Annotated in this window: 24 protein-coding genes, 1 tRNA gene and 2 pseudogenes; 12 read left to right on the top strand and 15 right to left on the bottom strand. The window is 65.2% G+C overall.

All coding sequences use genetic code 11. The features are described from left to right. Positions 1-29: 29 nt before the first annotated feature. Positions 30-665 carry a TetR/AcrR family transcriptional regulator gene (locus ACLQ3J_RS05305; protein WP_169651455.1) on the bottom strand — a complete coding sequence of 212 codons (636 nt, stop codon included), beginning with the start codon at positions 663-665 and terminating at the stop codon, positions 30-32. 83 nt (positions 666-748) lie between these two features. Here ACLQ3J_RS05305 and ACLQ3J_RS05300 point away from each other — a divergent pair. Next, positions 749-1,117, top strand: a pseudogene (locus ACLQ3J_RS05300) (oxygenase MpaB family protein); the annotation flags it as partial. A 324-nt stretch (positions 1,118-1,441) separates the two neighbouring features. Here ACLQ3J_RS05300 and ACLQ3J_RS05295 read toward each other — a convergent pair. From ACLQ3J_RS05295 to ACLQ3J_RS05280, 4 genes are read right to left on the bottom strand one after another with little or no spacing between them, the layout of a single operon-like run. Further along, positions 1,442-1,804, bottom strand: a complete 363-nt coding sequence (locus ACLQ3J_RS05295) for a nuclear transport factor 2 family protein (RefSeq protein WP_378528754.1) — start codon at positions 1,802-1,804, stop codon at positions 1,442-1,444. 23 nt (positions 1,805-1,827) lie between these two features. Then, entirely contained in the window at positions 1,828-2,763 is a 936-nt protein-coding gene (locus ACLQ3J_RS05290) for a 3-oxoacyl-[acyl-carrier-protein] synthase III C-terminal domain-containing protein (protein ID WP_425902398.1), read from the bottom strand. Continuing rightward, positions 2,760-4,304, bottom strand: coding sequence for an AMP-binding protein (locus ACLQ3J_RS05285; RefSeq protein WP_425902397.1), 1,545 nt, complete (start codon positions 4,302-4,304; stop codon positions 2,760-2,762). The genes ACLQ3J_RS05290 and ACLQ3J_RS05285 overlap by 4 nt, the downstream gene beginning before the upstream one ends. 2 nt (positions 4,305-4,306) lie before the next feature. Continuing rightward, on the bottom strand, positions 4,307-5,191 hold the full coding sequence (locus tag ACLQ3J_RS05280; protein ID WP_425902396.1) for an OsmC family protein: 885 nt from the start codon (positions 5,189-5,191) through the stop codon (positions 4,307-4,309). 41 nt (positions 5,192-5,232) lie between these two features. On the opposite strand from ACLQ3J_RS05280, the pseudogene ACLQ3J_RS05275 reads away from it, so the two are divergent. Both ACLQ3J_RS05275 and ACLQ3J_RS05270 read left to right on the top strand, forming a co-directional pair. Further along, a pseudogene (locus ACLQ3J_RS05275) lies at positions 5,233-5,685 on the top strand (oxygenase MpaB family protein); the annotation flags it as partial. Between the two features lie 83 nt (positions 5,686-5,768). After that, positions 5,769-5,839 (top strand) — tRNA-Gly (locus ACLQ3J_RS05270). A 98-nt stretch (positions 5,840-5,937) separates the two neighbouring features. On the opposite strand, the gene ACLQ3J_RS05265 is transcribed toward ACLQ3J_RS05270, so the two are convergent. The 7 genes from ACLQ3J_RS05265 to ACLQ3J_RS05235 all read right to left on the bottom strand — a co-directional run bounded on the left by ACLQ3J_RS05265 (position 5,938) and on the right by ACLQ3J_RS05235 (position 12,764). Then, entirely contained in the window at positions 5,938-6,951 is a 1,014-nt protein-coding gene (locus ACLQ3J_RS05265) for a zinc-dependent alcohol dehydrogenase (RefSeq protein ID WP_169622179.1), read from the bottom strand. A 245-nt stretch (positions 6,952-7,196) separates the two neighbouring features. After that, positions 7,197-8,612, bottom strand: a complete 1,416-nt coding sequence (locus ACLQ3J_RS05260) for a glutamate decarboxylase (protein ID WP_169622178.1) — start codon at positions 8,610-8,612, stop codon at positions 7,197-7,199. 234 nt (positions 8,613-8,846) lie between these two features. After that, a complete protein-coding gene (cynS, locus tag ACLQ3J_RS05255) occupies positions 8,847-9,296 on the bottom strand; it encodes a cyanase (protein ID WP_425902394.1) in 450 nt (149 codons plus the stop codon). A 71-nt stretch (positions 9,297-9,367) separates the two neighbouring features. Beyond that, on the bottom strand, positions 9,368-10,219 hold the full coding sequence (locus ACLQ3J_RS05250) for a formate/nitrite transporter family protein (RefSeq protein ID WP_425902393.1): 852 nt from the start codon (positions 10,217-10,219) through the stop codon (positions 9,368-9,370). 132 nt (positions 10,220-10,351) lie between these two features. Next, positions 10,352-11,725: a bifunctional lysylphosphatidylglycerol flippase/synthetase MprF gene (locus ACLQ3J_RS05245; RefSeq protein ID WP_425902392.1), complete on the bottom strand. Its 1,374-nt coding sequence runs from the start codon at positions 11,723-11,725 to the stop codon at positions 10,352-10,354. Between the two features lie 208 nt (positions 11,726-11,933). Further along, positions 11,934-12,419, bottom strand: coding sequence for an SRPBCC family protein (locus tag ACLQ3J_RS05240; protein WP_296550468.1), 486 nt, complete (start codon positions 12,417-12,419; stop codon positions 11,934-11,936). Positions 12,420-12,422: 3 nt separating this feature from the next. Then, a complete protein-coding gene (locus ACLQ3J_RS05235; RefSeq protein WP_169622174.1) occupies positions 12,423-12,764 on the bottom strand; it encodes an ArsR/SmtB family transcription factor in 342 nt (113 codons plus the stop codon). Positions 12,765-12,992: 228 nt separating this feature from the next. On the opposite strand from ACLQ3J_RS05235, the gene ACLQ3J_RS05230 reads away from it, so the two are divergent. Then, positions 12,993-13,688, top strand: a complete 696-nt coding sequence (locus tag ACLQ3J_RS05230; RefSeq protein ID WP_296550467.1) for a GAF and ANTAR domain-containing protein — start codon at positions 12,993-12,995, stop codon at positions 13,686-13,688. 39 nt (positions 13,689-13,727) lie between these two features. On the opposite strand, the gene ACLQ3J_RS05225 is transcribed toward ACLQ3J_RS05230, so the two are convergent. Then, positions 13,728-14,666: a zinc-binding dehydrogenase gene (locus tag ACLQ3J_RS05225; RefSeq protein WP_425902390.1), complete on the bottom strand. Its 939-nt coding sequence runs from the start codon at positions 14,664-14,666 to the stop codon at positions 13,728-13,730. Positions 14,667-14,802: 136 nt separating this feature from the next. Between ACLQ3J_RS05225 and ACLQ3J_RS05220 the strand changes: the two genes are divergently transcribed. Then, positions 14,803-15,258 carry a tellurite resistance TerB family protein gene (locus tag ACLQ3J_RS05220; RefSeq protein WP_169622171.1) on the top strand — a complete coding sequence of 152 codons (456 nt, stop codon included), beginning with the start codon at positions 14,803-14,805 and terminating at the stop codon, positions 15,256-15,258. 117 nt (positions 15,259-15,375) lie between these two features. Here ACLQ3J_RS05220 and ACLQ3J_RS05215 read toward each other — a convergent pair whose 3' ends face one another. Continuing rightward, positions 15,376-16,218: a DUF1206 domain-containing protein gene (locus ACLQ3J_RS05215; protein ID WP_169622170.1), complete on the bottom strand. Its 843-nt coding sequence runs from the start codon at positions 16,216-16,218 to the stop codon at positions 15,376-15,378. A gap of 160 nt (positions 16,219-16,378) precedes the next feature. Between ACLQ3J_RS05215 and ACLQ3J_RS05210 the strand changes: the two genes are divergently transcribed. From ACLQ3J_RS05210 to ACLQ3J_RS05200, 3 genes are all read left to right on the top strand, one after another. Then, entirely contained in the window at positions 16,379-16,786 is a 408-nt protein-coding gene (locus tag ACLQ3J_RS05210; RefSeq protein ID WP_169622169.1) for a hypothetical protein, read from the top strand. Positions 16,787-16,846: 60 nt separating this feature from the next. Continuing rightward, entirely contained in the window at positions 16,847-20,290 is a 3,444-nt protein-coding gene (locus ACLQ3J_RS05205) for a proline dehydrogenase family protein (protein WP_425902387.1), read from the top strand. 195 nt (positions 20,291-20,485) lie between these two features. Beyond that, positions 20,486-20,734, top strand: coding sequence for a hypothetical protein (locus ACLQ3J_RS05200; protein ID WP_240952518.1), 249 nt, complete (start codon positions 20,486-20,488; stop codon positions 20,732-20,734). Between the two features lie 4 nt (positions 20,735-20,738). Here ACLQ3J_RS05200 and ACLQ3J_RS05195 read toward each other — a convergent pair whose 3' ends face one another. After that, positions 20,739-22,328: a hypothetical protein gene (locus ACLQ3J_RS05195; protein WP_422424407.1), complete on the bottom strand. Its 1,590-nt coding sequence runs from the start codon at positions 22,326-22,328 to the stop codon at positions 20,739-20,741. A gap of 156 nt (positions 22,329-22,484) precedes the next feature. Here ACLQ3J_RS05195 and ACLQ3J_RS05190 point away from each other — a divergent pair, with 156 nt between their 5' ends. The 4 genes from ACLQ3J_RS05190 (at position 22,485) to aroD (ending at position 26,054) form a co-directional block, all read left to right on the top strand. After that, positions 22,485-22,808 (top strand): hypothetical protein, encoded by a 324-nt coding sequence (locus ACLQ3J_RS05190; protein WP_169622166.1) that lies wholly within the window; start codon positions 22,485-22,487, stop codon positions 22,806-22,808. A 92-nt stretch (positions 22,809-22,900) separates the two neighbouring features. Beyond that, positions 22,901-23,515, top strand: a complete 615-nt coding sequence (locus tag ACLQ3J_RS05185; protein ID WP_296550463.1) for a TetR/AcrR family transcriptional regulator — start codon at positions 22,901-22,903, stop codon at positions 23,513-23,515. Next, positions 23,512-25,164: an MDR family MFS transporter gene (locus ACLQ3J_RS05180; protein WP_425902384.1), complete on the top strand. Its 1,653-nt coding sequence runs from the start codon at positions 23,512-23,514 to the stop codon at positions 25,162-25,164. The genes ACLQ3J_RS05185 and ACLQ3J_RS05180 overlap by 4 nt, the downstream gene beginning before the upstream one ends. Positions 25,165-25,280: 116 nt before the next feature. Continuing rightward, positions 25,281-26,054 carry a type I 3-dehydroquinate dehydratase gene (gene aroD, locus ACLQ3J_RS05175; protein ID WP_425902383.1) on the top strand — a complete coding sequence of 258 codons (774 nt, stop codon included), beginning with the start codon at positions 25,281-25,283 and terminating at the stop codon, positions 26,052-26,054. Positions 26,055-26,063 lie beyond the last annotated feature (9 nt).

Genomic DNA, 26,063 nt, shown 5'->3' with positions numbered 1-26,063 from the left:
ACCACCGAAGATCGGCGACGAAGACGTCGTCAGCTCTCCGCGTCCTGCCGCAGTTGTGCGGACATCGTGAGCAGCAGTTCGGTGCACTGCTCGACCACGTCGTCTGCGTCCAGGGGAACCGTGCCGTCGAGCCACGCGGTCATCGCCTGCGCGAGCCCCCCGACGACATAGTGCGCGGCCAGGTCGAGGCGGGGTGTGTGAGTGATCGAGTAGATGTTCTCGGCCTGGGCGGTGACGAGCCCGGCGAACATTCGCGTCGAAGCGAGGCGGCGCTTGGCGAGTTGGGGATTGGCCTGGCTCACGGAGAACAGCATCCGCCCGAGCCGCGGGTCCTCGCCTATCTCGCGGACGATGTTCTCGACGCAGGCGCGGACGATCGCGCGGTCGTCGCCGGGCTGCGCACCGACGACCGCGGCAAGAGTGCTTTCCGCGATCCGCTGCACCGCGTAGTCGTACACCGCTCCGGTGAGCTCGTCGCGGTCCGCGAAATTCTCGTAGAAGTACCGTGATGCCAAGGCTGCCCGCTTGCAGACGCCGCGGACCGACAAAACGGGTTCGCCGTCGGCTCCACCGAGGATGTCGAGCCCGGCTTCGATGAGCTGAGCCCGGCGATCGGCCTGCCGTTCCTCACCCGCGCGTCCGCCGTAGAGCCGTCCTGTTGCCATGCGCCCATCTTCTCAGACCTCTTTACGCGACGCGCATATCTGAGTACATTCGTGCTCAGTTGAATCGGCCGACAAGGAGCACGATGACGATCCTCGAGAAACCCGCAGGTCTGGACGACACCATGGACGGTCTCGGGCTCGCCGCGGGTGCGGCGAACATCATCATGCAACTGTCCTGGCCCCAGGTGGGCTACGGCGTCTTCGAGAGCCGCGTCGAATCCGGGCGGTTGTTCGATCACCCCCTCAAGCGCACGCGCACCACCCTCACCTACCTGGCGGTCGCGGCACGAGGCACCGACGACGAGAAGCGGCTCTTCCGCGACGGCGTGAACAAGGCCCACGCGCAGGTCCGGTCGACCGCCGCCAGTCCCGTGAAATACAACGCCTTCGACCACGAACTGCAACTGTGGGTCGCCGCGTGCATCTACCGCGGCTTCGAAGACGTCCCTCGCCAAGCCACACGCCGACGAAGGGCACACTGGCCAATCCGAGACGATCCAACATCGCGGGCACAGTCACAGCGCCGTCAGGTTCACCCCGGTGCGAGCACGTACCGTACACCACTGCGTCGACGGAATCGGCAGACACGTCGAGCTTGTGCAGCAGTGCTGCAATAGCAGCGCCAGCGAGCTCGGACGGCGGCTTGTCCGACACTGAACACAGATCAAACCCATAGGAACGCAGCCGATCAGCGAGTGCGCCCGCCCCCGCTACCTGCTCCACGGGTTGAAGGTCCCCGACAGCATAGACCGGTGGAGTGATGATGATTGCAGCCATTAGGCGGCGGCGCTGTAATGCGCCAGAACCTTGGTGATCAGACCGTCATCACCGACGAACAGGACCTCCGCTACCATCCGGCCACCGACACTGCGCATGTAAATCGTCACCGTGTCCACGCAGCGCAACACATCCACGACCTCGAATCGAAGGTCCGGATTCGCAGCTAGCGCCGTGCCGAAGTACTTCTCGAGCCCGTCATGACCTTGGACGACGTCACTCCCCATAGTCTGTCCGGCGAAGGGTGACACGAGCTCGATGTCCGGGGAGTACAGACGGACGATCTGCTCCAGGTCATGGGTGTTCCAGACCTCAATATGGTGCCGGACGAAGGTCTGGGCGTCATGATCAGTCCATGCCATTGTCAGGATTTTCCTATTCTGAGTCAGAGCTTGCGGAGAACGGTAGAGCTGAAAAGATGATTAGCGCCAATGCCGATGGCTAGGGCGCGCTGTCCTTGGGTCATGGCACCGGTCTTGTCGAGAGTCGCGAGCGTGATGAGCTGATCGTGCGCGAAGCAGTGGCCGAACCTGGCGATGTTCTCGGTCGGTACCCGGGAAAAGGAGATGCCAGCGACAGCCGCATAATTCCGCAGGACCGGCACAATCAAGTTCGCCAGCACGAAATGGCTGAAATCCTCTGAATGCAGATCGGTCCTCGCGTATGTCTCGGCACACAGCTGAGCAAGTCTGGTGGCGAACAAGTCGATGAACTTGATGATGTCCTTCTCCGGATCGAGCGTGGCCAGCATCGGGTCGACCACGTGTCCTACGGACTCGATGGCGTAACCGGAGTCGATTTCCGTGCTGACGACACAACTGACCACCGTGTCGCTGAACACTGACCCAGCGGCTGGCAACAGCCGTCTCGCTCGACTCTCATCCAGGGAATCGGCTCCAAGAAGGAGAACCGTCCGCATGCCTTGACCGTGGATCAACGACGTCGCGACCATCAAGGCATAAGAGAAGTTGCTGCACTGCGCCTCGAACAGTCCAATCGGCAACGCGTGGATCAGCCCCATTGTCCAGCACAGGTCGATCAAGTCATCGTGATCGTCATAGGAGGAGAAGGTGGAAGAGAAGAAGACGACCGCATCCACTATTGCCGGGTCCACGCCAACAGCCGTGAGTGAATCTCCGGCACACTCGGCGAACAACTCCCGGACGGGGAACTCGATCACGGAGTAGCGTGTCAGTCCGCCCCCACTGAGGGTAGTGATCTCCTGTTCGGTAGCCAGCCCTCGATCGACCAGATCCTCGAGCGTGCGCCACTCGCCGTGCCGGTGACGGATGGCGCTCAGTGAAATAGCAGGGTCAATCATCTGGAATCCTCATAATGATGGAGGGCCACTCGGTCGATTTTGCCGTTGACCGTGGTCGGTAGGCGCTCCAGGATTTTGAAACGCGCGGGCACCATGTAGCGAGGGAGGCACCGGTTGCAGTGCTGCCGCAACTCGCTCACTAGGGCGTGCGGGTTGTGGCCCGCGGGGGGCTGCACGAAGGAAATCAGACGAGGCTCCTCACCAGAGGCGTCCAGCACCGTGACTGCCTCCAAGACCTCCGGATGCGTCCGTAGATGCGCGTCGATCTCCTCAAGCTCGACCCGGTTGCCAAGGAACTTGATTTGAGTATCCGCGCGCGAATGGAAATAGTACTGGCCTGATTCGTCCATGTAGCCAAGGTCACGAGACCGAAAGGCCAGCGTCCCCGGACCAGACGCGGGGCTGGGGACGAAGGCGGCTGCGGTTGCGGCCGCGTCCTGCCAGTAGCCGTTGCACAGCGCAGCGCCCTCGACATAGATCTCACCGATGCGCCCCGGTGCGGTGACGATCCGGCCGTCCTCGTCCACGAGGTATAGCTGCATCCCATCGATCGCCCGGTCGCCTAACGGCACACGGCCGTACTGGTCGGTGAAATTATCACCGAGCACATTGAAGGTGCAGGCGATCGACTCGGAGTGGCCGAAACCGTTGACGAGCCTAATGCCGGGCTTGACGGCCCGCAGTCTACGCAGCCCCCCGACGGGGAATCCCTCGCCCGCGTAGAGCACGGTATCGAGTGGCGAATCCCTGAGCCCGTCGAGGTGGTCACTTGCCAAGAGCGCCCGCCAAATGGCAGGGACACCATCCATCTGCTGAACCTCATATTTGTCTAGCGCCCGGATAAAGCCCGACGGTTGGTGCGACAGCACACTGGAGAGCTGCACCAGTGTCCCGCCCGCACCGAGCGCAAGCCCCACGTCAAGCAGAGCGAAATCGAACTGCAGGGGTGACATCGTCCCCAAGCGGACCCCGGGTACGACGCCGAATCCTGCAAAGCCGCGCCAGAACGCTACGATCGCCCGGTGTGACATCATGATTCCTTTTGGCACTCCGGTCGAGCCGGAGGTAAACACGATGTACGCGAGGTCTTGCTCTACAGGCGGTCGTGGGTCGATCCGAGGTCGGATGCTTCCGCCAAGGTGGAGGTGGCTGGAATCGTCGACGTGGCCGGACACGGCGCAAGTGCTGTGCAGCGGCCGGCGCCAGCCGATGTGGGCAGCGGCCCCGACCCGCTGTAGGAGATACTCCTTGCGCGCCTGCGGCAGCTCGGGGCTCATGTTCACAAAGATCACCGCGCGGCTGGCAGCTGCCGCCATCAGAGCCACTGCCTCTGGCTGTGGTTCCATCTCGAACACGACCACGTCACCTGCGCGCAGACCATGCTCATCGAGGGCGGAGGCATACTCCTCAGTGAGGCGAGCGAGGTCGGCGTAGGTCACGCTTAGCCTGGCCGAGATGAGGGCAGGTGCCTGTGGTTTCACGACGACGTTATGTAGCAGATGAGTGTGGAACAGCCCGAGGCTGCTCACAGGCGTCGACATCACTACCCGTCCAGGGCATCACTGGCCGCGGCCACGACCGGCTTCTGGGCGATTTCCTCGAGACACCCAGCCACTTGGGCGGCGTTGCTCTCAAAACTTATCGCCCTACCCGAAGGAGTGTGGACATCCACCGTCACAGTGTTGGGGCGGCGCAAGGCAGTGAGGATGACGTTCTTCTCCGCCGCCTCACGCACCACATCGGCGAGTATGGAGACATCCGGTCCAGCGTCGGTGCGCACCACGAACTCGACATTATGAAAGCGCGCCGGGATGTCGGGCGAAACGTTAAGCATGCCTCGAATGTCGAGTCGCCCGCTCCCTTCGACCGTCACGTTGGGGACAGGCATTCCTCGAAGCGCCGCAATGCTGACGATACGGTGGGTCAGATCGGCTGACACGGCGGCGAGCAGAAGTTCCTGCGGATTCGGTCCACGATCAATGCCAAGCATCTGCTTGGACTGGTCGACGATCACCGTCGGCATCTTAAGACGCTTATCTCCTCCCGGCGTGATCATGGTGGTGATGTGGGTCTCGGTACCGTACTCCCACACAAGTTCGGCCTTTACCAGACGACGGGTGCCGCGCACGCCGGCGGTCTGCTCGTCAGCCCATACGATCTCGATCGGGTCGGGTGCTGCCCCGCTCACAGCTATGGCCAACCCAAAGGTGCCCTCATCGAGGAAGGCTCGATGATTCGGGCTGAAGCACGTGACGAACTGGCTGACTTCCGAGACGCTCTCCGTGGGGCCGTCGGTGTCGACCTCAATGAGGTACTGGACGTCGTGTAGTGCGGCGCCTTCATCCTCGACGGCTGCGGTCACCGTCAACTTCAGCGATGCGATCGTCATGCCCCGGGCAGAATAACCATGCACGTGCGTGATCAGCACACACGCTCCAAGCGCCGCGACAGCCGCCTCGTACGCACCGTTCCCTCTACGGGCCGATCCCCGAGGACGCCGTCGACTACTTCTACCAGCGCGGGGCCGCCTTCGGGACCACGCTGCAGGTCCCTCGGTCGAAGTGGCCGAAGGACCGCGACGCCTTCGAGCAGTACTGGAAGGAAGGGCTCGAGAACGTCCGCATCGATCCGGTCGTGCGGGAACATCTGCTGTCTATCGCGCGCATGGAATTCCTGCCGCAGCCGATCCCGTTCCTGTTCGGCCGGCTCAACCTGTTCTTCACCGCGGGCTACCTGCCGCAGCGGTTCCGCGACGAGATGCTCATGGCGTGGACGCCCCGCGATCAACGGCGCTTCGAGCGGTTCATGAAGGCGCTCGGCGCGGTGAACAAGCGACTGCCGGTCGCGCTGCGCGAACTGCCGTACCGCGTCCTTCTCGCCGATATGCGCCGGCGGATCAGGAAGGGACAGACCCTCGTGTAGGGGTGCAGCGACCGATCGGGGAGTCTGCTAAAGTTTGCTCCTAGCTCGAGCGGAGCCGGTGAAAACCGGCAAAAGCCCAGCGTGCCGATGTAGTTCAATGGTAGAACATCAGCTTCCCAAGCTGAATACGCGGGTTCGATTCCCGTCATCGGCTCAGAAACGAAGGCCCCGGCCGACGCATCGCGTCGCCGGGGCCGTCTTCGTCCTCGAGCCTTCAACGCTGGACCCGCTCAGCGCATGGGCAGCGCGCGGTCAGAACTCGAACACCACACGTGCGGGCACGGCTCCGCTCAGCACATCGCTGATGGACTCGTTCACCGATTCCAGGGGACGCGTTTCGGAGATGACCTGGGTGCGCCCGGCTGCGTGCAGCGCGAAGACGTCGGCCAGGTCGTTGCGCGTCCCCACAATCGAACCGATGACGGACTTTCCGCCGAGGACCGTGTCGAAGATCGGCACCGGCAGCGACGCATCCCCGGCCGGCAGCGCCACGCACACGAGTCGCCCGCCTCGACGCAGCGAGGCGTAGGCCTGCTGGAAGGACGCGGCCGAGGCCACCAGCGCAAGAGCCACATCCGCTCCACCGAGCCGGGCAATCGCCTCTACCGGATCCTCTGCCTTGGCGTTCACAACGTGGTCTGCGCCGAGACGCCGCGCCATCTCGAGCTTGTCGTCGGAGACGTCCACCGCAATCACGAAGCCACCTGCGATTCTGGCGTACTGCACCGCCAGGTGGCCCAGTCCGCCGATGCCGAAGACCGCGACGGTCTGGGCGGGACGCACCTGCGCCACCTGCACCGCTTTGTAGGTCGTGACTCCGGCGCATGTCAGCGGACCCGCATCCACGGAGGACACACCATCGGGAACGGGGGTCGCGAAAGCAGAAGGGAGAACGGCGTACTCACCGAAACTCCCGTTCACGGAGTACCCGGAATTACGCTGGTTCTCGCAGAGCGTCTCCCAGCCGGAGATGCAGTATCGGCAGGCGCCGCACGCATATCCGAGCCACGCGATAGCAACCCGGTCCCCCACCGCGCGATCGGTCACCTCCGACCCGATCGCTTCGACACGGCCGATGCCCTCGTGACCGGGCACGAACGGCGGCGACGGCTTGACCGGCCAATCACCGTGTGCGGCGTGGATATCGGTGTGGCAGAGACCGCTGACCTCCATCTTCACCAGCACGTCGGTGGGTCCGGGGTCGGGCACGGGCAGATCTTGGATCTCGAGCGGTGCTGTGAAATCGGTGACGACTGCTGCTTTCATCGCGATTCTCCTGTGGTGGGCGGGCCCGCACATCCACGAGCCGTTCGACCCCGAGAGCCCCATGCTCCCCGAATCCGAAGAGCGTCCATCCTTCTCCCGGCGTCGTACCCCATCCTCGACCACGAGGCGCCGGGATATCAGGCTTCTCGGTCACGGATCGGTATGCAGTTGGCACCCTCCCCGTTCGCGACGACGGACCGCTCTACGCCCATGGTGTATCGCTCCCGCAGCGACGAGCGGGCCGACTAATGGTGGAACAGCACCGGCTGACCTTCACGTGGAATCGGAGTCTCCAACCGATCGAGGAAGTCGACCTCCGTCTTGATCTCGGCCAGAAGCGCGGTGGCGAGGTCGTGACTCAAACCGTTGCGGACGACAATCCGCTGCACCGTGACGTCCGCGAGGTCGTCGGGCATGGGATACGCGGGTACGAGCCACCCTTTCATCCTCAACCTGTCCGACAGGTCGTAGAGGGTCCACTTGTCGGTGTAACCCTTTTTCAGCATCCACGCGAACACCGGAATGTCGGAGCCGTCGTTCCACAGTTCGAATGCCGGAAGCTTGGCTATTTCCTGCGCGAGATACTGCGCGACTGCCAGCGACTCCTGTTGGACTCGCGTGTAACCGTCGGACCCCAGGCGAAGGAACATGTAGTACTGCAACAGCACCTGCGCACCCGGACGTGAGAAGTTCAACGCAAAGGTCGGCATGCTGCCGCCGAGGTAACTGACGTAGAAGATCAGTTCGTCCGGTAGCGCCGCTTTGTCCCGCCAGACCACCCAGCCCACACCCGGATAGACGAGGCCGTACTTGTGGCCCGACGTGCTGATCGACGCCACTCGGTCGAGCCGGAAATCCCACACCAGGTCCGGCTGGCAGAAGGGCGCGATCATCGCTCCGGACGCGCCGTCGACATGGATCGGGACATCGACGCCGGTGTCGGCGGCGATGCGATCCAGTGCCGCACTGATCTCGGCAACAGGTTCGTACGCTCCGGTATAGGTCACGCCCATGATGGCAACGACGCCGATGGTGTTCTCGTCCACATACTTGTCGAGTTCGTGCCCGTCGAGGGTTCTGTGCTCCAAGGTAATGGGTACATACCGTGCTTCGACTTCGAAATAGTTGCAGAATTTCTCCCAGCACACCTGAACAGCGCTCGAGAGCACGAGGTTCGGCGCCTCGGTGGATTTGCCCTCGGAGCGCCGGCGCTTCTGCCACCTCCGCTTGAGTGCCAGCCCGCCGAGCATGCACGCCTCGGAGGAACCGATCGTGGACGTTCCGATGGCGTTGTCGGGATCGGCCGCGCTCCACAGATCGGCAAGCATTGTCCAGCACCGTGTTTCGATGGCCGCCGTCTGCGGATACTCGTCCTTGTCGATCATGTTCTTGTCGGCGGACTCGGTGTAGAGACGAACGGCAAAGTCGTCCATCCACGTGCCGACGAACGTGGCCAGATTCAGGCGCGCGTTGCCGTCCAGCATCGCCTCGTCGTGCACGATTTGGTAGGCGGTGTCGGGATACGACTCCGACTGCGGCATACGGTTTTTCGGGAGTTCAGTGGCCTCTCCTGGCCGCTCGAACACCGGATTGGCCGAGATCGAATCGCTGGTGCCGACACCGCGTCCGCGGAAGTCGGTGGGATCGGCCGGTTCGGACATGACTCCCCCTCAGAATGCGGATGGGACAGTACGACCGAACCTCGACCGGACAGCCATACCTGTTCCTTGCAGTTCCAGGCACCTATGACATGCAATCGTATCGCGGTCGGAAACACGAGAATCGGGAAAGAACCAAATCAACGGAAACCGAAACGGACCGATCAGGCAAAGCGTTCGCCATGACAGACGTGAATACACCGTAGTCGCCTCGCGAACCCTCAACCCTTGACCGGGTTACCAGCGGTAGTCCAGGAACTTCCCGTCGAAGGTGACAACGACGCGGTCACCGTCCGGATCGGGACGTCGCGTGATGTCGACGGTGAAGTTGATCGCGCTCATGATGCCGTCACCGAACTCTTCGTGGATGAGCGCTTTGAGCGCCGGTCCGTACATCGAGAGCGCTTCGGAAAAGCGGTAGATCGTCGGATCGCGCATCACCTCGGGTGAGGAACCGCGGTGCGGTTGCAGTGCAAGACTTTCGGCGACGGTGTCGTTCAACTCGAGTCGTTCACACACGAGCCGCGCCTGGTCCGGGCTGAGCGGATACTGCCCGAGGAGGGCGGCTGTCGTCCACACCAGCGGGGTGCCGAGGTGTTCGGCGAGGTCCGCCCACGTGAGTCCCTGCCGGATTCTGGCCGCGTCGACAATTGCGGCAGCGTCGGCCTTCGGAAGAATGGGGTTCATGGGTACTCCCTGTCGATGTCGTTGTCGGAGCAGCGGGCGTAGTGCCCGCTGCTGTCGGGACGGATGCCTGCTCAGGCCGGCGTGAGTTCCGATTCGGCGGTTTCTGTGTCGGTTCCGGCTCCCCGCTTGGGAGCGGTGCGCATGTGGGTCACGTAGATCACGGCGCCGACAAAAACGATGCCTCCCACGAGATTACCTATGACCGTGGGGATTTCGTTCCATACGAGGTAATCGCCGAGCGAGAATTCGCCACCGAGCAGCAATCCGGAGGGGAACAGGAACATGTTGACCACCGAATGCTCGAAGCCCATGTAGAAGAACAACATGATCGGCATCCACATGACCAGGACCTTGCCCGGAACACTCTTGGACATCAGCGCGGCAACCACAGCGGTGGACACCATCCAGTTGCACAGCACGCCGCGCAGGAACAGGGTCATCATGCCTGCCGCGCCGTGCTCGGCGTAACCGACGGTGCGCGCTTCACCGATGTGCATGAGTTGCTGGGCCACATCGTTCGCCGGGATGGAATACCCGTAGGTGAGGATGTAGGTGATCATCACGGCGACCGTGAACGCGCCCGCGAAATTACCGAGGAACACCAGACCCCAGTTGCGGAGGACCGCACCTGCCGTCACGCCGGGACGCTTGTCGATGTAGGCGACCGGAGCAAGCGTGAATACCCCGGTGAGCAGGTCGAATCCGAGCAGATACAGCATGCAGAAGCCGACCGGGAAGAGAACCGCGCCGAGCAGTGCGTTGCCGGTCTGCACGGTGACCGTGACAGCGAAGGCGGCCGCGAGCGCGAGGATCGCACCGCCCATGTAGGAACGGATGAGCGTGTCCCGAGTGGACATGAGGACCTTGCTCTGGCCGGCGTCGACCATCGAGCGAGCGAGTTCGTCGGGGGGAACGTAGGACACATCAACCTCCTGGTCGGACAGTGCCGGGCAAGCGTGTCGGCAGTGTGTGTCCGGCATGGTGCCGATCGGAGAAACGCGGCGTTACGTTTTCCTCGCAGGGTGTCCGGCACAGCGTGAGCCCGTGCGTGTCCGCTAGCGCGGTAGGCCGGGACTACGGCCGGGTGTCGCGGGGGCGCTGTATTCGCGGTGAGGAACGAATTCGAAGGTCAGCATCGCGAACGCTGCCGGCAGGAGGTACCGCAGTTTGAACAGGACGAACCGCCGGTCCGCTCCTGCGTGGAACTTGTCCAGATACCGATACAGCGACTCGAGTGCGATGACCGAGTCTCCGAGGCGGAGCACCATGCGCACCGCCGCCCGCCACCGGCCCGTGCCGTTCGGGCCGAGCAAGTCCGGGAACGGGGCGAATGCCAGCGACACCGACGTTCCGCCGGCGCTCCGGACGTGGTCGATGACCTCGACGGCCATCCGCTCGTCTGTGCCGTTCGGTGCCCGCGGACTGCGCCACGGTACGTCCAGGCTCCATTCGTCACCGTGATGCGCAAGACCGTAGCGCTGAAACCCGACGGGAACCATGTCCCGGTCGCGTGCGATGACGATCATCATGTCCGGGTACGTCCCGTCGAGAAGATGGTCGAGGATCATGGAAAAGCCCCGGCGCTGGTGACCGGAGCGAGCGTGGGACACGATCTCGAGCAGTTGACTGCGCACTTCCGGAGAGAGGTCTCTCTCCGCGACGATCTCGGTGGTGACTCCCGCGTTCTGGCTGCGGTGTACCGCTTGGCGCAGATTGCGGAAACGCCTGCCGACGAGGGAAAAGTGTCCGACGTCGACGACCACGTCGCACCCGATACACACCGACCTCAGGCGCGGGCGACCCCGACCGCCCGCCTGCCACAACCGGGCGGTGGTCTCACTGGCCCCGAGAACAGCCACCCGCCATCCCCGGTCGGCAGCGAAGCGCGAGAAATCCGACAGCAGGTTGTCGAACGCCGGCGCGTGGCCCACCGGGTCGCCCGACACCACCGCGATGCCGGCGCGGGTCCGATACCCGATCGCGGCGGTGCGGCCGGAATTGTAGAAGTACGACTTGGTCGAATTGAGCGCGAACGGCGCCAAAGGGTCGCCGCTGGACTCCCGCACGAGCGAGGCGATCCGACCCTCCTCCTCCGGCTCCGGCTTGCTCGCCACGGGAAGCACCAGCACGGGCCCCGACACCGCGATAGCGACGAACGCGACATGACTGTGTCCCCAGGCATACGCGAGACCCGCCACCAGCAGACACAGCAAGGCCGCTGCCGCGTGCATACGGGTCACGGGACGGCGCAGCCAGACCCCGCGTGCGACGAACGCGATCGCCACCGCGAGGGCGACGATCAGCGCTGTGCCCCTACCTGTCCGATACGCCGAGATCTCGACCAGGATCATCGCGAGTAGGTACAAACGGAGTCCGACACGCTGCACGCCGGGTGTCGCAGAAGAAGCGGCGGATTGCAGGGTCGTCATGGGTGTCTCTCGATTCTCCGGGACATCGGGCGCCCCTACGACCGTATGCCGGATGAATCCCCCGCTCCGCGGTTTCGGATGAAGAGGGAGCGCTCGACAGCGCCGACACGGCGTATCCGGCGCGACGCCGGGGGTTGTGCTCGCTCAGCACGGCAGCAGCCCGCTCGAACCGGATCCGGTTCGAGCGGGCGCACTGCCTTTCGCTGGTTCAGGCAGCTATCAGATCGTCGATCTGGCCGATCGCCGACGAGGAGCCCTCGATGATCCCCATGTCCACAACCTTCTCGAGTGCTTCCGCCGACTCGTAGGTGCTCACGTACGTCGCCCGGGTGCCTCCGTCGTGCTCGGTGAAGGTGTACACGTTCACCGACACCGGCAGGGTGGGATCGGGATTGAAATCCGCGTCGGCGAATCCGTCGGAAAAGGAGAAACTCGTCGGTTCGTCGACCGCGGTGACCTCCCAGTATCCCGGGTACTTCTCCCCTTCCGGGCCGGACATGAAGTAGGTGATGCGTCCCCCGGGCGAGAGGTCGTGGTCCACGAATGTCGCGGGATATTCCGGAGGCCCCCAGACCTTTTCCAGTTGACGCGGGTCCGCGTAGATCTGCCAGACGCGCTCCACCGGTGCGGCGAAGTCCGCGGTGATCGTCAGGCTCAGGTTCTCGGTGTCCTTGCGAATGTCTGTCACAGGCATGACTCATTCCTCCTGGGTCGAGTCGGACGCGATCAGTTCGTCGATGCGCGCGATACGGCCACGCCAGATCTGTTCCAGCTCGGTGAGCATCGAGGCCACCGACCGCACCGCTTCCACGTCGCCTCTGGCAAGCTGCTCCCGGCCGCTGCGACGCTTGGTCAGCAGACCGGCTCTCTCCAGCACGGCGACATGCTTCTGGACCGCGGCGAAACTCATGTCGTAGTGCGCCGCGAGTGCGGAGACCGAGCGCTCTCCTGCCAGCACCCGGCGCATGATGTCGCGGCGGGTGCGGTCTGCGAGCGCGTGGAACAGGGCGTCGGCCCGGTCCTCGTCGTCTCCGTTCACGACTCCAAACGTACAACCATCTGGTTGTAGGTGCAATGGGTCGGCGCGGTTTTCTTGCGGCCACTGCCAGCAGTTTCTCTCTTGCGGCAGAAAGGGATACAGGAACTCGAGGGTCGCAGCCGAAGAGCGGGGCTAGTGTGGACCTGACGACGCGCGCTGCGCGGGCGCTGCGGCGTCTCGATGCGCATCCGTGCACACCGAGGCCGCCGACCGGGCAGGGGCATTGAGATGAACGCGTTCGATCACGACAGCCTCGGCCGGGCGATGGCAGAGTTCGCGCGATCACTCGACACCGGAGGTACCGACCTCGACAGCACTCTGCGACACGTCACCACGGCCGCGGTGGAGTTGGTCCCAGGCGCCGACAGCGCCGACATTCTGACGATCACCGGTCGCAAGAAGTTCGAATCGCGCGCTGCCACGTCGGGGATGCCGGCCGAAATGGACTCGCTCCAAGCGCAACTGGGTGAGGGGCCGTGCGTCGACGCCGCGCACGATGCACTGCTCACTCGGGCCGACGATCTGGCCGTCGACTCGCGATGGCCGAAGTTTGCTCCTGCCGCAGTGGAAGCCGGTGTATCGAGCGTCCTGTCGTTCAAGCTCTACACCGGCAACGATCAAGCCGGTGCTCTGAACCTCTTCGCCGGACGCCCGCACGTCTTCGGCGCCGAGTCGATCTACCTCGGTGAGGTACTTGCCGCTCATGCCGCCATCGCGATCGTCGGAGCTCAGCGTCGACAGCAACTGCACTCGGCGATCGCATCACGAGATCTGATCGGTCAAGCGAAGGGGATGCTCATGGAGCGCTACGCCGTCGACGCCGAGCGTGCATTCGACATGATGGTTGCGCTGTCGCAGGAATCCAACGTACCCGTGGCCGAGATCTCCCAGCGCATAGTAGATCTCGGCCCCGAGCCCCGCTGACATTCCCCGACCCGGCCGCATCGGCCGTCACGGAGTGGTTCAGTCGCCGAAACGTGCGACCAGGCGGCCGGAAACCTCGTTGCGACGCAGCCGTTCCAGGCCCGCGCCGATCTCCTCGAACGCGATGTCCGTGTAGGCCGGTTCGATTTCACGATCGAGCAACAGGCCGAACACCTCTTCGATGTCCTGAACGGTTCCTCCCAGCGAGCCGACAAGGGTCTTGCCGAGAATCGACGCCGACTGGATGGTGAAGGTCGGGAGCCCCAGACCGACCTGGACGACTGTTCCGGTCCCTCGTTTCACGGCGTCGACAGCTTTCTGCGTAGTGTCGAAGCCCGCGTAGTCGACCACGAGATCGAAACCCTTGCCGGCCCATTCGGAGGCATCGCCCACGACATCGGCGACGCCTGCCGCCCGGGCCAGATCCCACACGGATTCCTTGGTTTCGGCGACATGCACCTCGGCGCCCGCGAGTACCGCAGCGCGAGTACCGATCTGGCCCAGTCCTCCGTACCCGATGACACCGACCTTCATTCCGGTGCTGGCGTGGCCGACCTTGATCATCGCGTGATAGGACGTCATTCCCGCATCGGTCGCGAGGGCCGCCAGCGACAGGTCGAGCCCCTCCGGCACACGGGCAAGATCAAGGGCATCGGCGACGAGTTTGTCGGCGAACCCACCGGGCGTGAACATCCCGAGCGGCGGGCGCACTCCGGAGGAACAGACGCCCACGACGTCGCCGACCTTCCAGCCCTCGACCCCGTCACCGACGGCGCTGATGACCCCGGCATTCTCATGCCCCTGGGTCATCGGCAGGAACGGCATGGTCCCTTCCCCGACCTCCATGTACATGATGTCGCTGTGGCACAAGCCCGCAGCCTTGACGTCGATGACGACCTCTCCGGCACCCGGCGTCGGTTCCGGTACCTCGTTCAATGCGATCGGTTTACCGGATCCTTCGAACTGCCATGCCCTCATCGCTGCACCTTTCCGTTGGATCGGGCCGAAGCCGTGCGCCCGACTTCTTTCCACCGTAGACAGCCGCTCGTTGGAGCAGGGGCGTTCGCCGTGATGGCAGAGTGGACTTCGACGGTTTCATCTATGAAAGGCAACGATGGCGTTCTGGGATCAACTCAAAGCCAAGACCACCGAACTGAGCGGTCAGCTCAAGACCAAGAGCGATCAGTTCCGGAACAAGGAATTCGCGAACGCGAGCATGGCCATGTGCGCGCTGATCGCGGCTGCCGACGGCAGTATCGATCCGAGCGAGCGGCAGAAGACCGCCGCGCTCATCATGAGCAACGACGTCCTGTCGGTCTTCCCGCCCTCCGAACTTCGTGAGAAGTTCGACTGGTACTGCAGCAAGCTCGAGTCCGACTTCGACTTCGGGAAGGTGGAGGCCACAGCCACCATCGCGAAGCTCAAGGCCAAGCAGGATCAAGCGCGTGCCGTGATCCAGATCGGAATCATCATCGGCGGTGCCGACGGATTCTTCGACGATCATGAGAAGGCCGCGGTGCGGGGCGCTGCGCATGCGGTCGGCATCAACCCGGCAGAATTCGACCTCTGACCGCAGTACACCTGCGGATCCGCCGCCCTTCGATCCGGGCGCACGCATAAAAGAACGCTCGACCGGGCCGACCCGGTCGAGCGTTCTCGTTCGTGGCGGCTTCGGCCGCCGCACGCATCACATCTTCGCGTCGCGTGCCCGGACGAAGCTGTAGATGCCGTACATGATCAGCCCGAGGCCCACCGCGATGAGCAGGAACACCCCGAACGGCTGCGCACCCAGCGTCTTCAACGCGGCGTCGAGACCGGAAGCCTTCTCCGGATCGGCCTGGAAGACCGCGGCGATCACGAGACCGCCGATCAGCGTGACGGCGACACCCTTGGCGATGTAACCGGCCATCCCGAGTCCGCGGACGAACGAACTCGTGTTGCCCTTCAGGTCTTCGACGAACTTCTTCGTCGCGCCCTTGTAGATGTGGTAGAGGCCGACACCGATGATCACGAGAGCAGCAACGACGAGCAGGAACTTTCCGCCGCCGGACTCGAGGAGACGCGCGGTGATACCGGAGCTCTGTTCACCGCTCGACTTGCCGCTACCACGCGCATACCCGAATGCCGTGAAGGCCAGACCGAAGTACACGAGAGCGACACCGACGGCCTTGATCCGGCCGAACGTCTCGTCCTTTTTGTCCTGGCCGGCCGACGACGAGTGCGCCGCCCCGCCGAGCACACCCTCCGCAAGACGCCAGAGGGCCAATACGAAGAGCACGACGCACAGGACGGACAGCAGGAACTTGCCGCCGGGCTTGGCCGCGATTTCGGCCAGAGCGCCCGACTGTGATGCCTCCTCGTTGCTGCCCAGGGCAACGCGGATCGCGAGGTAGCCCACCAGCAGGTGCACCAGCCCACTACCGACGTAACCCGCGCGGGCGAGTCGCTCGAACCAATGATTCCGTGAGAGCCGCCCCGTTACCGAGGAGCCCCTCGAAGTCGAAATTTGCCCTGTCACTTGTCCACCCATCCTCCGGCACCGCGCGGCCGGCTTCGCTCGCCCACCCGATGCTCATCAACCTGCGCTCGTTGTCCTGTCCGGTATGCCCGAAGCCTTCGGAGATCAAACGCATTCGACTCGCAGTCGGTAGATTGGCGAGCAGCATCGAAGCCGACCACGGAGGTTCGTCGTGCGAATTGCTCATATCCCGCTCCGAGTTGCCACCGGTGCATTCATCCTCAACTCGGGACTGGGAAAACGGAATCTTCCCGCTGAGAATGCGGAGGCACTGCAGGGCATGGCCTCGCAGGCGTTCCCCTTCGTCAAGCAGTGGCGTCCGACAACGTTCGGTACGGCCTTGTCGACCGCCGAAATCGGGATCGGTGCAGCGCTACTGGCACCCGTCGTTCCGTCCTTCCTGGCGGGCGCGGCGTTGACGGCCTTCGGCGGCGGCATGATGGCGATGTACTGGAAAACCCCCGGCATGCACGAGGAAGGGGACCCGCGCCCCACCCAGGACGGACTGGCGCTCGCCAAGGACGTCTGGATGCTGGGCGGCGGCTTGACCTTGATGCTCGACGGGCTCCGCAAACGCTAGCCGTCCGGAGCCGGACCGCCCCGTGCCACCGTGGGGGCGGTCGATGATCGGAGTGCAGCCATGACGGAGAGCACGCACGCACCGTATCCACCCGGGGCGATCGCAGACGATGCGGTCACGCTCGCCCGCCGTTGGATCGAAGAGTCCGCCACCTCGACTCCCGACCGGGCAGGCCGCCAGCTGGCGGGTGTGCTGAAGGATCCGCACGGCCTCGACTTCACCGTCCGTTTCGTCGACGGGGTGATCCGTCCGGAGGACCCGACGGTCGCGGCGCACAACCTGGCCGAACTCTCCCGCGAGGTACCTTCCTTCCTTCCCTCTCATCTGCGACTGGCGTTGCGTGCCGGTGGCACGCTCGGTCCCGAGTTCCCCCACCTCGTCGTACCCGTCGCGCGCCGTGCGCTGCGGGCGATGGTCGGGCACCTGCTCGTCGATGCGACCGACCGGCGGCTCGGACGTGCCCTCGCCGTGATCCGGCGCCGTCGTGTGCGGCTGAACCTCAATCTGCTCGGGGAAGCGGTGCTCGGCGACAAGGAAGCGGCCCGCCGCTTCGAAGGCACACGGACGCTGCTGGCGCGCGACGACGTGGACTACGTGTCGATCAAGGTCTCCGCCACCATCGCCCCGCACGCCGCGTGGGGGTTCGACGAGGCCGTCACCGACATCGTGGACAGGCTCACGCCGTTGTATCGGCTCGCGGCACAGTCGGCCACACCGAAGTTCGTCAATCTCGATATGGAGGAATACCGCGACCTCGAACCGACCATCGCGGTCTTCACGAGACTGCTGGACCTCCCCGAGTTCCTGCACCTCGAGGCCGGCATCGTCGTCCAGGCTTATCTTCCCGATGCGCTCGCCGCGTTGATCCGGCTCCAGGAATGGGCCGCCTCTCGGCGTGCCCGCGGCGGCGCTCCCATCAAGGTGCGCGTGGTCAAGGGCGCAAATCTGCCGATGGAACGCGTCGAGGCGGCGCTGCGCGGCTGGCCGCTCGCTACCTGGAGCACGAAACAGGACACCGACACGAACTACAAGCGGTTGCTGCACTACGCGCTGACACCCGAACGGATCGACAACGTCCGGATCGGGGTCGCCGGGCACAACCTGTTCGATATCGCCTACGCCTGGCTCCTGGCAGGCAGACACGGCGTGCGACACGGGGTCGATTTCGAGATGCTCCTGGGCATGGCGCAGAACCAGGCCGACGTGGTGCGCCGCCACGTCGGTGGTCTGGTGCTCTACACCCCCGTCGTGCATCCCGAGGAGTTCGACGTCGCGCTGTCGTACCTGGTGCGCAGGCTCGAAGAAGGCGCGGGCCAGGACAACTACATGTCGGCCGTGTTCGATCTGCGCGACGATCCGTCGCTGTTCGAGCGGGAGGCGCAGCGATTCCGGGATTCGGTCGCTGCGCTCGACGAACGAGTCCCTGAGCCGAATCGGCGACAGGACCGCCACGAGGTTCCGGACGCCGCGGACGGCGACGGCTTCTTCAACACCGCGGACACCGACCCGTCGCTGCCCCGGAATCTGGCCTGGGGGCGGGCGATCCTCGAACGGGTTCCCTCCTCCTGCCTCGGCTCGGACCTCGTGCGCGCCCACACGGTGACGTCGTCCGATCGGCTCGACGCCATCGTGGCGGCAGCGGCGGACGCCGGGCGCGGCTGGGGCGCGCGCAGCGCCGCGGACCGGGCGACGGTGCTCGAACGTGTCGCGCGGAGGCTCGAGGCGCGTCGCGCCGACCTGTTGGAGATCATGGCGGCCGAGGGCGGCAAGACTCTCGACGAATCCGACCCGGAGGTCTCCGAGGCGATCGACTTCGCCCGCTACTACGCCGACCGGGCGCGCGATCTCGCAGCCGTGGACGGAGCCCGCTTCGTGCCCTCGGCGCTCACCGTGGTCACGCCGCCGTGGAATTTTCCGGTAGCGATCCCGGCAGGGTCGACGCTGGCGGCGCTGGCATCGGGGTCGGCGGTCGTGCTCAAGCCCGCCGCCCTGACCGCACGCTGCGGTTCCGTACTCGCCGAGGCAATGTGGGAAGCCGGGGTGCCGCGCGACGTTCTTCACCTCGTACACCTGGGAGAACGCTCGCTGGGCACGCAACTGATCTCGGATCCTCGCGTCGACCGGGTCGTGCTCACCGGTGCCTACGAGACCGCAGAGCGATTTCGATCGTTCCGGCCCGGACTGCGGCTCATGGCCGAGACCAGCGGCAAGAACGCGATCGTGGTGACGCCGAGTGCCGATCCCGACGCCGCGGTGCGCGACATCGTGCAATCGGCGTTCGGCCATGCGGGGCAGAAGTGCTCGGCTGCGTCGCTCGTCGTCCTCGTCGGATCGGTGGCATCGTCACGGCGGTTCCGGGACCAGCTCGTCGACGCCGTCACGTCGCTCACTGTCGGGCCGGCGCACGACCCTCGCACCCGGATGGGACCGCTCGTCGAACCTGCGCACGGGAAACTGCTCGACGCCCTCACCACACTGGAACCGGGCGAATCGTGGTTGACGGCACCGCGTCGGCTCGACGACGAGGGCAGGTTGTGGACTCCGGGCGTGCGCGAGGGCGTGCAACGCGGGTCGCGCACGCATCTGGTCGAGTTCTTCGGTCCTGTGCTGGGAATCATGACCGCGGCGGACCTCGACGAGGCGATCGACATCCAGAACGAAGTCGGATACGGGCTCACCGCCGGTCTGCATTCGCTCGACACCGCAGAGATCGCCCGCTGGCTGGGCCGCGTCGAGGCCGGGAACGTGTACGTCAATCGCGGGATCACGGGTGCTGTGGTGCGCAGGCAACCGTTCGGCGGCTGGAAGAAGTCGTCGGTCGGCGCGGGATTCAAGGCGGGCGGTCCCCAGTACCTCTTCGGGTTCGGTTCATGGGAGTCGCTGCCACACAAGGCCGTCGACGCCGTTGCTGCCGACGGAGCCACCGAGGCGGTCGTCGGCCGTCTCCTGACTGCGTCCCGAGAATGGACCGGCACCGATTCGGGGATGCTGCGCCGGGCGTTCGCCGATGACGCCCGCGTATGGCGTTCGGAGTTCGGCGTCCCGAAGGATGTCAGCCGCCTCGTCGTGGAGCGGAACCTCTTCCGTTATCTTCCGGCGCGGGTGTGCGTCCGACTCGGCGAGGACGGAAACCCGGTAGATTTCGTGAGGGTACTCGGCGCGGCGGCACGCACCGGTGCGCAAGTGGAAGTGTCTTCCGCTCTTGAGATTCCACGCGCCGTCCTGTCGGCAACCGGGCAGATGATCGAAAAGAGTGTCACCGAAACCGACGCGGAGTGGCTGGATCGGATCTGCTCCGGCGACTCGGTGCGCGTCCGGATGATCGGTGGAGAGCCCCGCACTGTCGCAGAGCGCCTCGGTGGCCGTTGCGACGTGCCGGTCTGGGATCACCCTGTGACCGAGTCCGGTCGGGTGGAGATGCTGCCCTTCCTTCTCGAACAATCGGTATCGATTACGGCACACCGGTTCGGCACCCTCCACCACCTCACCGACGAGATCATCTGAGTTCGCCCCGTCCGATTGACCGGAAGCCCTGTGGAACGAATGGATCTGAGGTGCAATAGGAGCATGGATATCGCCACGACACCCCCCACCGAACGCCGGAAATTGGCGTTGGCGGCTGTGAAGGAATTAGGTCCCAATCGCACGGAAAAGGCGGAATTGAAGGTTCGGTGTCCCGCCGGCCACACCATCGCGGCCGTGTACGAGACTTCCGCGGGCCCGGTGGTCGTGTCCAAGAGCGGACCGGGCGGGCGTGGCAACCGCGACCGTGAAGCGACCGGTCACCACGGCGACAAGCTCCATTCCGAGTTCGTCGACACGCTCGAGGCGACGCAGTTCGAGGACGACGGCATTCCGTCCGGATGCGCGTGCGGACCGAAAGGGCTGTCCCGCAAAAAGTTACAGGCCGCCTTCGCGGCACAGGAACATGTAGTGAACCTGACCTGACCGGTCAGATCCCCAGGTTCCACCGAATCCGGAACAGATCGAGAACCTGGTCCGCCCAACCGAGCACCGACAGCGACGAGTCGACATTCTGCGGAGGCGCCTGCACCAGCGTGTCGTTGCGGAGCAACCGGGCGAAATCCACTTCGACGCGACCCTCGCGCACCGCACCGCGGGGATGCCGGAACTCCACGCCGGCTCGCACCATGATGTCGACGATCTCCTGCGCGAGGATGCCGTAACCGACGGTCGTCGGATGCACGCCGTCCAAGGAGAACAAGCCGCCCGTGGCGCGTCCGCCGTTCCCGTCCGCGGACAGGAACCGGGTGTCCGGGACGGGCATGAGAGCGGCGAGCAGCGGCGGCAGCGGATACGGAGTCCACCACTCCGGACGCGCCGCGAGATCATCGACGTAGCGGCGCGCGGCCAGACGGTCGAGGATTCCCGCAGACTCGAGCAGGTACCAGTCGAGACCGTCCCGGCGAGCATCGGCGACTGCCTCTGTGATGGTGATGTTGTAGAGGTCGATCGCGGTGTCGACCGCGTACGCCTGCGCACCCGTGAGGTGCTCGTCGCGAGCAGGGTCGAAGCGGCCTTCGTCGATCCAGGGCCGGGTGTAGTACGGAAAGTACGGTGACCCTGACTTCGTGCCGATCCCCCGGGCTATCGGCGCGATGGTGACGTGCGGGACGGTGCACAGGATGATGTGACGAGCCTCGACCGTCCGGAGTCGCGCCACGACCTCGGCGAATTCGGCGTCGAAGTGCTCCGGTGTCCAGATCGTGGCGTCGCGGGTGCGCTCGAGTTGCCGGAAGTCCTCACCGCTCCACACGACCCGCAGTTCGGTGGCGGCGCGCAAAGCGTTGTTGGCGCCCAGGAAGACCACCAGCGTCTCGATACCGGCATCGGTGCCGTCGTCGTGCTCGGCACCGAGCGCCCGCGCGGCGTCGAACACGGTCTCGTGACGACGCTGCTCGTCCGACCGCGGATAGACCCTGAGAGCGGCGCGCTCGGCATTGTTCTCGACGATCTGGTCGACGAGGTTGTCCCGCGGGCTCGCGAGCGCACGTTCGCAGTGTGCCGCGGTCTTCTCCAGCGCGTCCCGCAGATCCCAGCCGTAGCACGAGAGATTGTGGTTGTAGCCGGCCACGATCGGCGCCTCGGCACCCGGGCCGCGCTCCCAGTAGTCCTCGACCTCGTCCATGAACCCGCGCACAGCGAACAAGGCAGTCGGAAGTTCCCACACGTCGAGACGGCCCCCGTATCGATCCTCGAGCCGGCGCAACAACAATTCGACATTGAGCGGAAGCCCCCCGGGTCCCCCGAAGCGGGGATACCGGAAGGCCGCAAGGATGCCCAGTTCGTAGGCGACGATCGCGGGTACCGACACCTCCGTCCGGTAGATCGCACCGCTCTGGAATCCCTGGAGAAGCGAGTCGCCGACGGCGACGAGCCGATGGGGCGGAACCCCGCGCGGGGTCGGGCGGTCGACGGCGATACCGGCGGTTGGATCGAAGACCGGCGGGCGGGGAGCGCGCTGGGCTTGTGCCACGACAGAGTCCGGGGTTCCCTCCGGCAACGCGGCCTGTGCGGACACGGGGCCACCCCCTCGGTGTGTCGTCCGTCGAGCGTGGGCCGCGTGCGTGAGGTCTGTCAAGGGTGCGGTGAGGTGTCGCCGGTGCGCGAGAATATGCAGACTGGACGGGACCATCGCGGCCGCACGGCCACCGAACACGGAGAAGCAGGAGGGTGGATGACGAGCGCCGACTTCGCCCACACCGACCGCGCTGAAAAGAATCGCCGGGAGAAGGCGGTGGGCCTCGCCCGCTACACCTGGAACCGCGGTGTCACCGGCGCGGAGTTGCTGGCCATGTCCGACGACACGCGCAGGCGGCTGGCACGAGCCGCAGACGCCCACCCGCCGCGCACGATGGAAACGTGGGCGCTCGTGGCGCAGTTGCTCGACGAGAAGACCGCATGGGCGCACGAGCACCCGGATCATCCTTCGGCCACGCGCACCCACCCCGACGAGAAGATCATGTGGGTCAAGCCGCCGGTCAGGTCCTGGCTCGACTGACGCGAGGGTGCGGCTGCGGGGCGCAGGTGGTAGAAATGCACTCCGTGTCCGAGAGTGCAATTTCTATCGACGAGGGTGCCCGGACCCGTCGCATGCAGCGCACACGCGCCGCGCTCGTCGAGCACGCACGCACACTCACCGCCCGTCGGGGTCTCGCCGGCTTCACCGTCGAGGAACTGTGCGAACACGTCGGAGTGTCGCGACGAACCTTCTTCAACTACTTCGCCTCGAAAGAGGACGCGGTGCTCGGCAACCCGCCCGCAGCACTCACCCCGGAAGACCGCGACGAGTTCGTGGCGGGGGGCGACCGCACAGGGCCCGGCTCCTCGCCGGCCCTGCTGCGCGATATCGCACGGCTCGCCGTTGCACTGTTCGAACGCAACGATTTCACTCGGGAACAACATCGACTCCGCTGTGAGATCGTGCGCAGCGAACCTCAGTTGCTCGCCCGCATGATGTCGCTGGGCGAGTCGCACCAGCAGGACTTCGCCGAACTGATCGCCGCACGCGAAGGGCTCTCCGCCGACGACCCCTTCGTCCGCGTCACCGTGCGATTCGTCGCCGGTCTCATTCACGACGCCGTCGACGAGTTCTTCCGCACGCCCGACAGCCCACCGTTCCGCGACCTGCTCGAACGCGACATCGGATGTGCCCAGCGGTTGCTCGAACACCCTCTCGACCTCCACGACCCGACAGGAATACGGTGACCTCTACCGCAGAACCACTGGTTCTCTCCCAACGCCGAATCTGGATCATCTTCTCGGCCCTGATCGCCGGCATGCTGCTGGCGAGCCTCGACCAGACGATCGTTTCCACCGCGATGCCCACCATCGTGGGCCAGCTCGGCGGCGTCGAGCACCAGGCGTGGATCACCACCGCATACCTGCTCGCCACCACGATCGTGATGCCCGTCTACGGCAAGTTCGGCGACGTCTTCGGCCGCCGGTACCTGTTCATGATCGCCATCGCGATTTTCACCCTCGCGTCGGCGGGCTGCGCGTTCACCGACGACTTCTGGACGTTCGTGGTGTTCCGCGCTCTGCAGGGCGCCGGAGGCGGCGGCCTGATGATCTTGTCGCAGGCCATCATCGCCGACATCGTTCCCGCCAGCGAACGTGGCAAGTACATGGGTCCGCTCGGCGCGATCTTCGGTCTCTCCGCCGTCGGCGGCCCGCTGCTCGGCGGGTTCTTCGTCGATCACCTGACGTGGGAATGGTGCTTCTACATCAACATTCCCGTCGGCATCGTCGCGCTGCTGATCTCGTGGTTCATGCTCACGCTGCCGACGAAGAAGCCCACCAAGCGCATCGACATTCTCGGTGTGATCACGCTGTCGCTCGCGACGACCTGCCTGATCTTCTTCACCGATTTCGGCGGCGACGCGGACCGCGGCTGGAGCGACCCGCTCACCTGGGCATTCGGCATCGGCCTGCTGGCCATGGCATGCCTGTTCGTGCTCGTCGAATCCCGGGCACAAGACCCCATCATCCCGCTGTCGCTGTTCCGCAATTCGATCTTCGTCAACGCGACCGCGATCGGTTTCGTGCTCGGTCTCGGTATGTTCGCAGCGCTCGCGTTCATGCCCACGTTCCTGCAGATGTCGTCCGGCACCTCCGCGGCGGTATCGGGCCTGCTGCTGCTGCCCATGATGGTCGGCCTCCTGATCACCTCGATCGGCTCGGGCCTCGCGATCACCAAGACGCAGCGCTACAAGATGTACCCGATCGCCGGGGCCTCGATCACCGCGCTGGCGATGCTGTGGCTGACCACCCTGCAAGGCAGCACACCACTGTGGGTGATCTGCTCGATGCTCTTCGTCTTCGGACTCGGGCTCGGCCTGATCATGCAGGTGGTCATCCTCGTCGTCCAGAACGCCGTGCCGGTCGACGAGATCGGTACCGCCACGAGCTCGAACAACTACTTCCGCGAGGTGGGCGCCGCGCTGGGTGTCGCGATCTTCGGCACGATCTTCACCAACCAGCTCTCCGTGAAGCTCACCGACGTGTTCACCACCGCGGGGGCCGATCCGGAGCAGGCCGGACAGGCCACCGCCACCCTCGACCCCGCGATCATGAAGGCACTGCCCGACGAGGTGCGGCAGGGCGTCGTCGACGCCTACGCGGACTCGCTCGCCCCCGTCTTCTGGTACCTCATCCCGTTCCTGATCGTCGCCATCGTCCTGGCCTGCTTCCTGAAGGAGATCCCGCTCTCCGACGAAGCCGGCATGGTGGCGCGTGGCGAAGCGATCAGCGCGAAGGACGCGGACGCAGCGCGCACGGCGTCCGCCGAACACGACACCGTGGCGGTGTCCGCCCCCGGCGACCGGACGGAACCACCGGCGTCACCGGGCTCGTAGCGGCCGGTTCCGCACGCCAGGGACCGAGAGGTCCGGCGCAGCGCGCGGAACCTCACGTGATCGAATGGACGCCCAGAGGCGACATGCCGCGGCGGGCAGGCAACGGGAGGCGACACATGGGTCGGAGCATCACACCGGTCCGCGTCAAGGACGTGACGATCGGCGAGGGCACACCCAAGATCATCGTGCCCATCACCGGCCGGACCCCGGACGAGCTGCACGCGCAGGCCGAGGCACTGTCCGGGCAGGTCGCCGATGTCGTGGAGTGGCGGGTCGACTTCTTCGGCACCCTCGAGGACACCGCGTCGGTGGTCGCCCAGGCGCACGCGCTCGCCGGCGCCCTCGGTGCCACGCCGCTGCTCGCGACCTGCCGGACCGCGCACGAGGGCGGACAGGCCACCTCCGGCGACGACGCGTACGCCGAGCTGGCGATCGCGCTCGCCGAGAGCGGTGCCGTGGACCTGATCGACGTGGAGTACCGGCGCGAGAGCCGCGCGGTGAAGCGGATCGTCGCGTCCGCCCACGCCCGGAACGTCGCGGTGGTCGCGTCCAACCACGATTTCGATGCCACGCCCCCGAAAGACGACATCGTCTCGCGGTTGCGTGCGATGCAGGCACTCGGAGCGGACATCTGCAAGATCGCGGTGATGCCCCGGTCCGCTGTCGACGTGCTCACCCTGCTCGATGCGACACGCATCATGCACGAGGAGTACGCGGACCGTCCGCTGATCACCATGTCGATGGGTGGCCTGGGTGTGGTCTCCCGGATCGCCGGTCAGGTGTTCGGTTCCGCCGCGACCTTCGGGATGGTGGGCACGGCATCGGCACCCGGGCAGGTCGACGCCTCGGAACTGCGCGCGCTGCTCGACGTCCTCGAGCGGTCGCGGTAGGCGCCGTCC

It is taken from the genome of Rhodococcus sp. DT1 (genome assembly GCF_049844875.1).
GTDB lineage: Bacteria > Actinomycetota > Actinomycetes > Mycobacteriales > Mycobacteriaceae > Rhodococcus.
The sequence above is the reverse complement of the archived record's forward strand: the minus strand, read 5'-3'. Positions and strand labels throughout refer to the sequence as shown.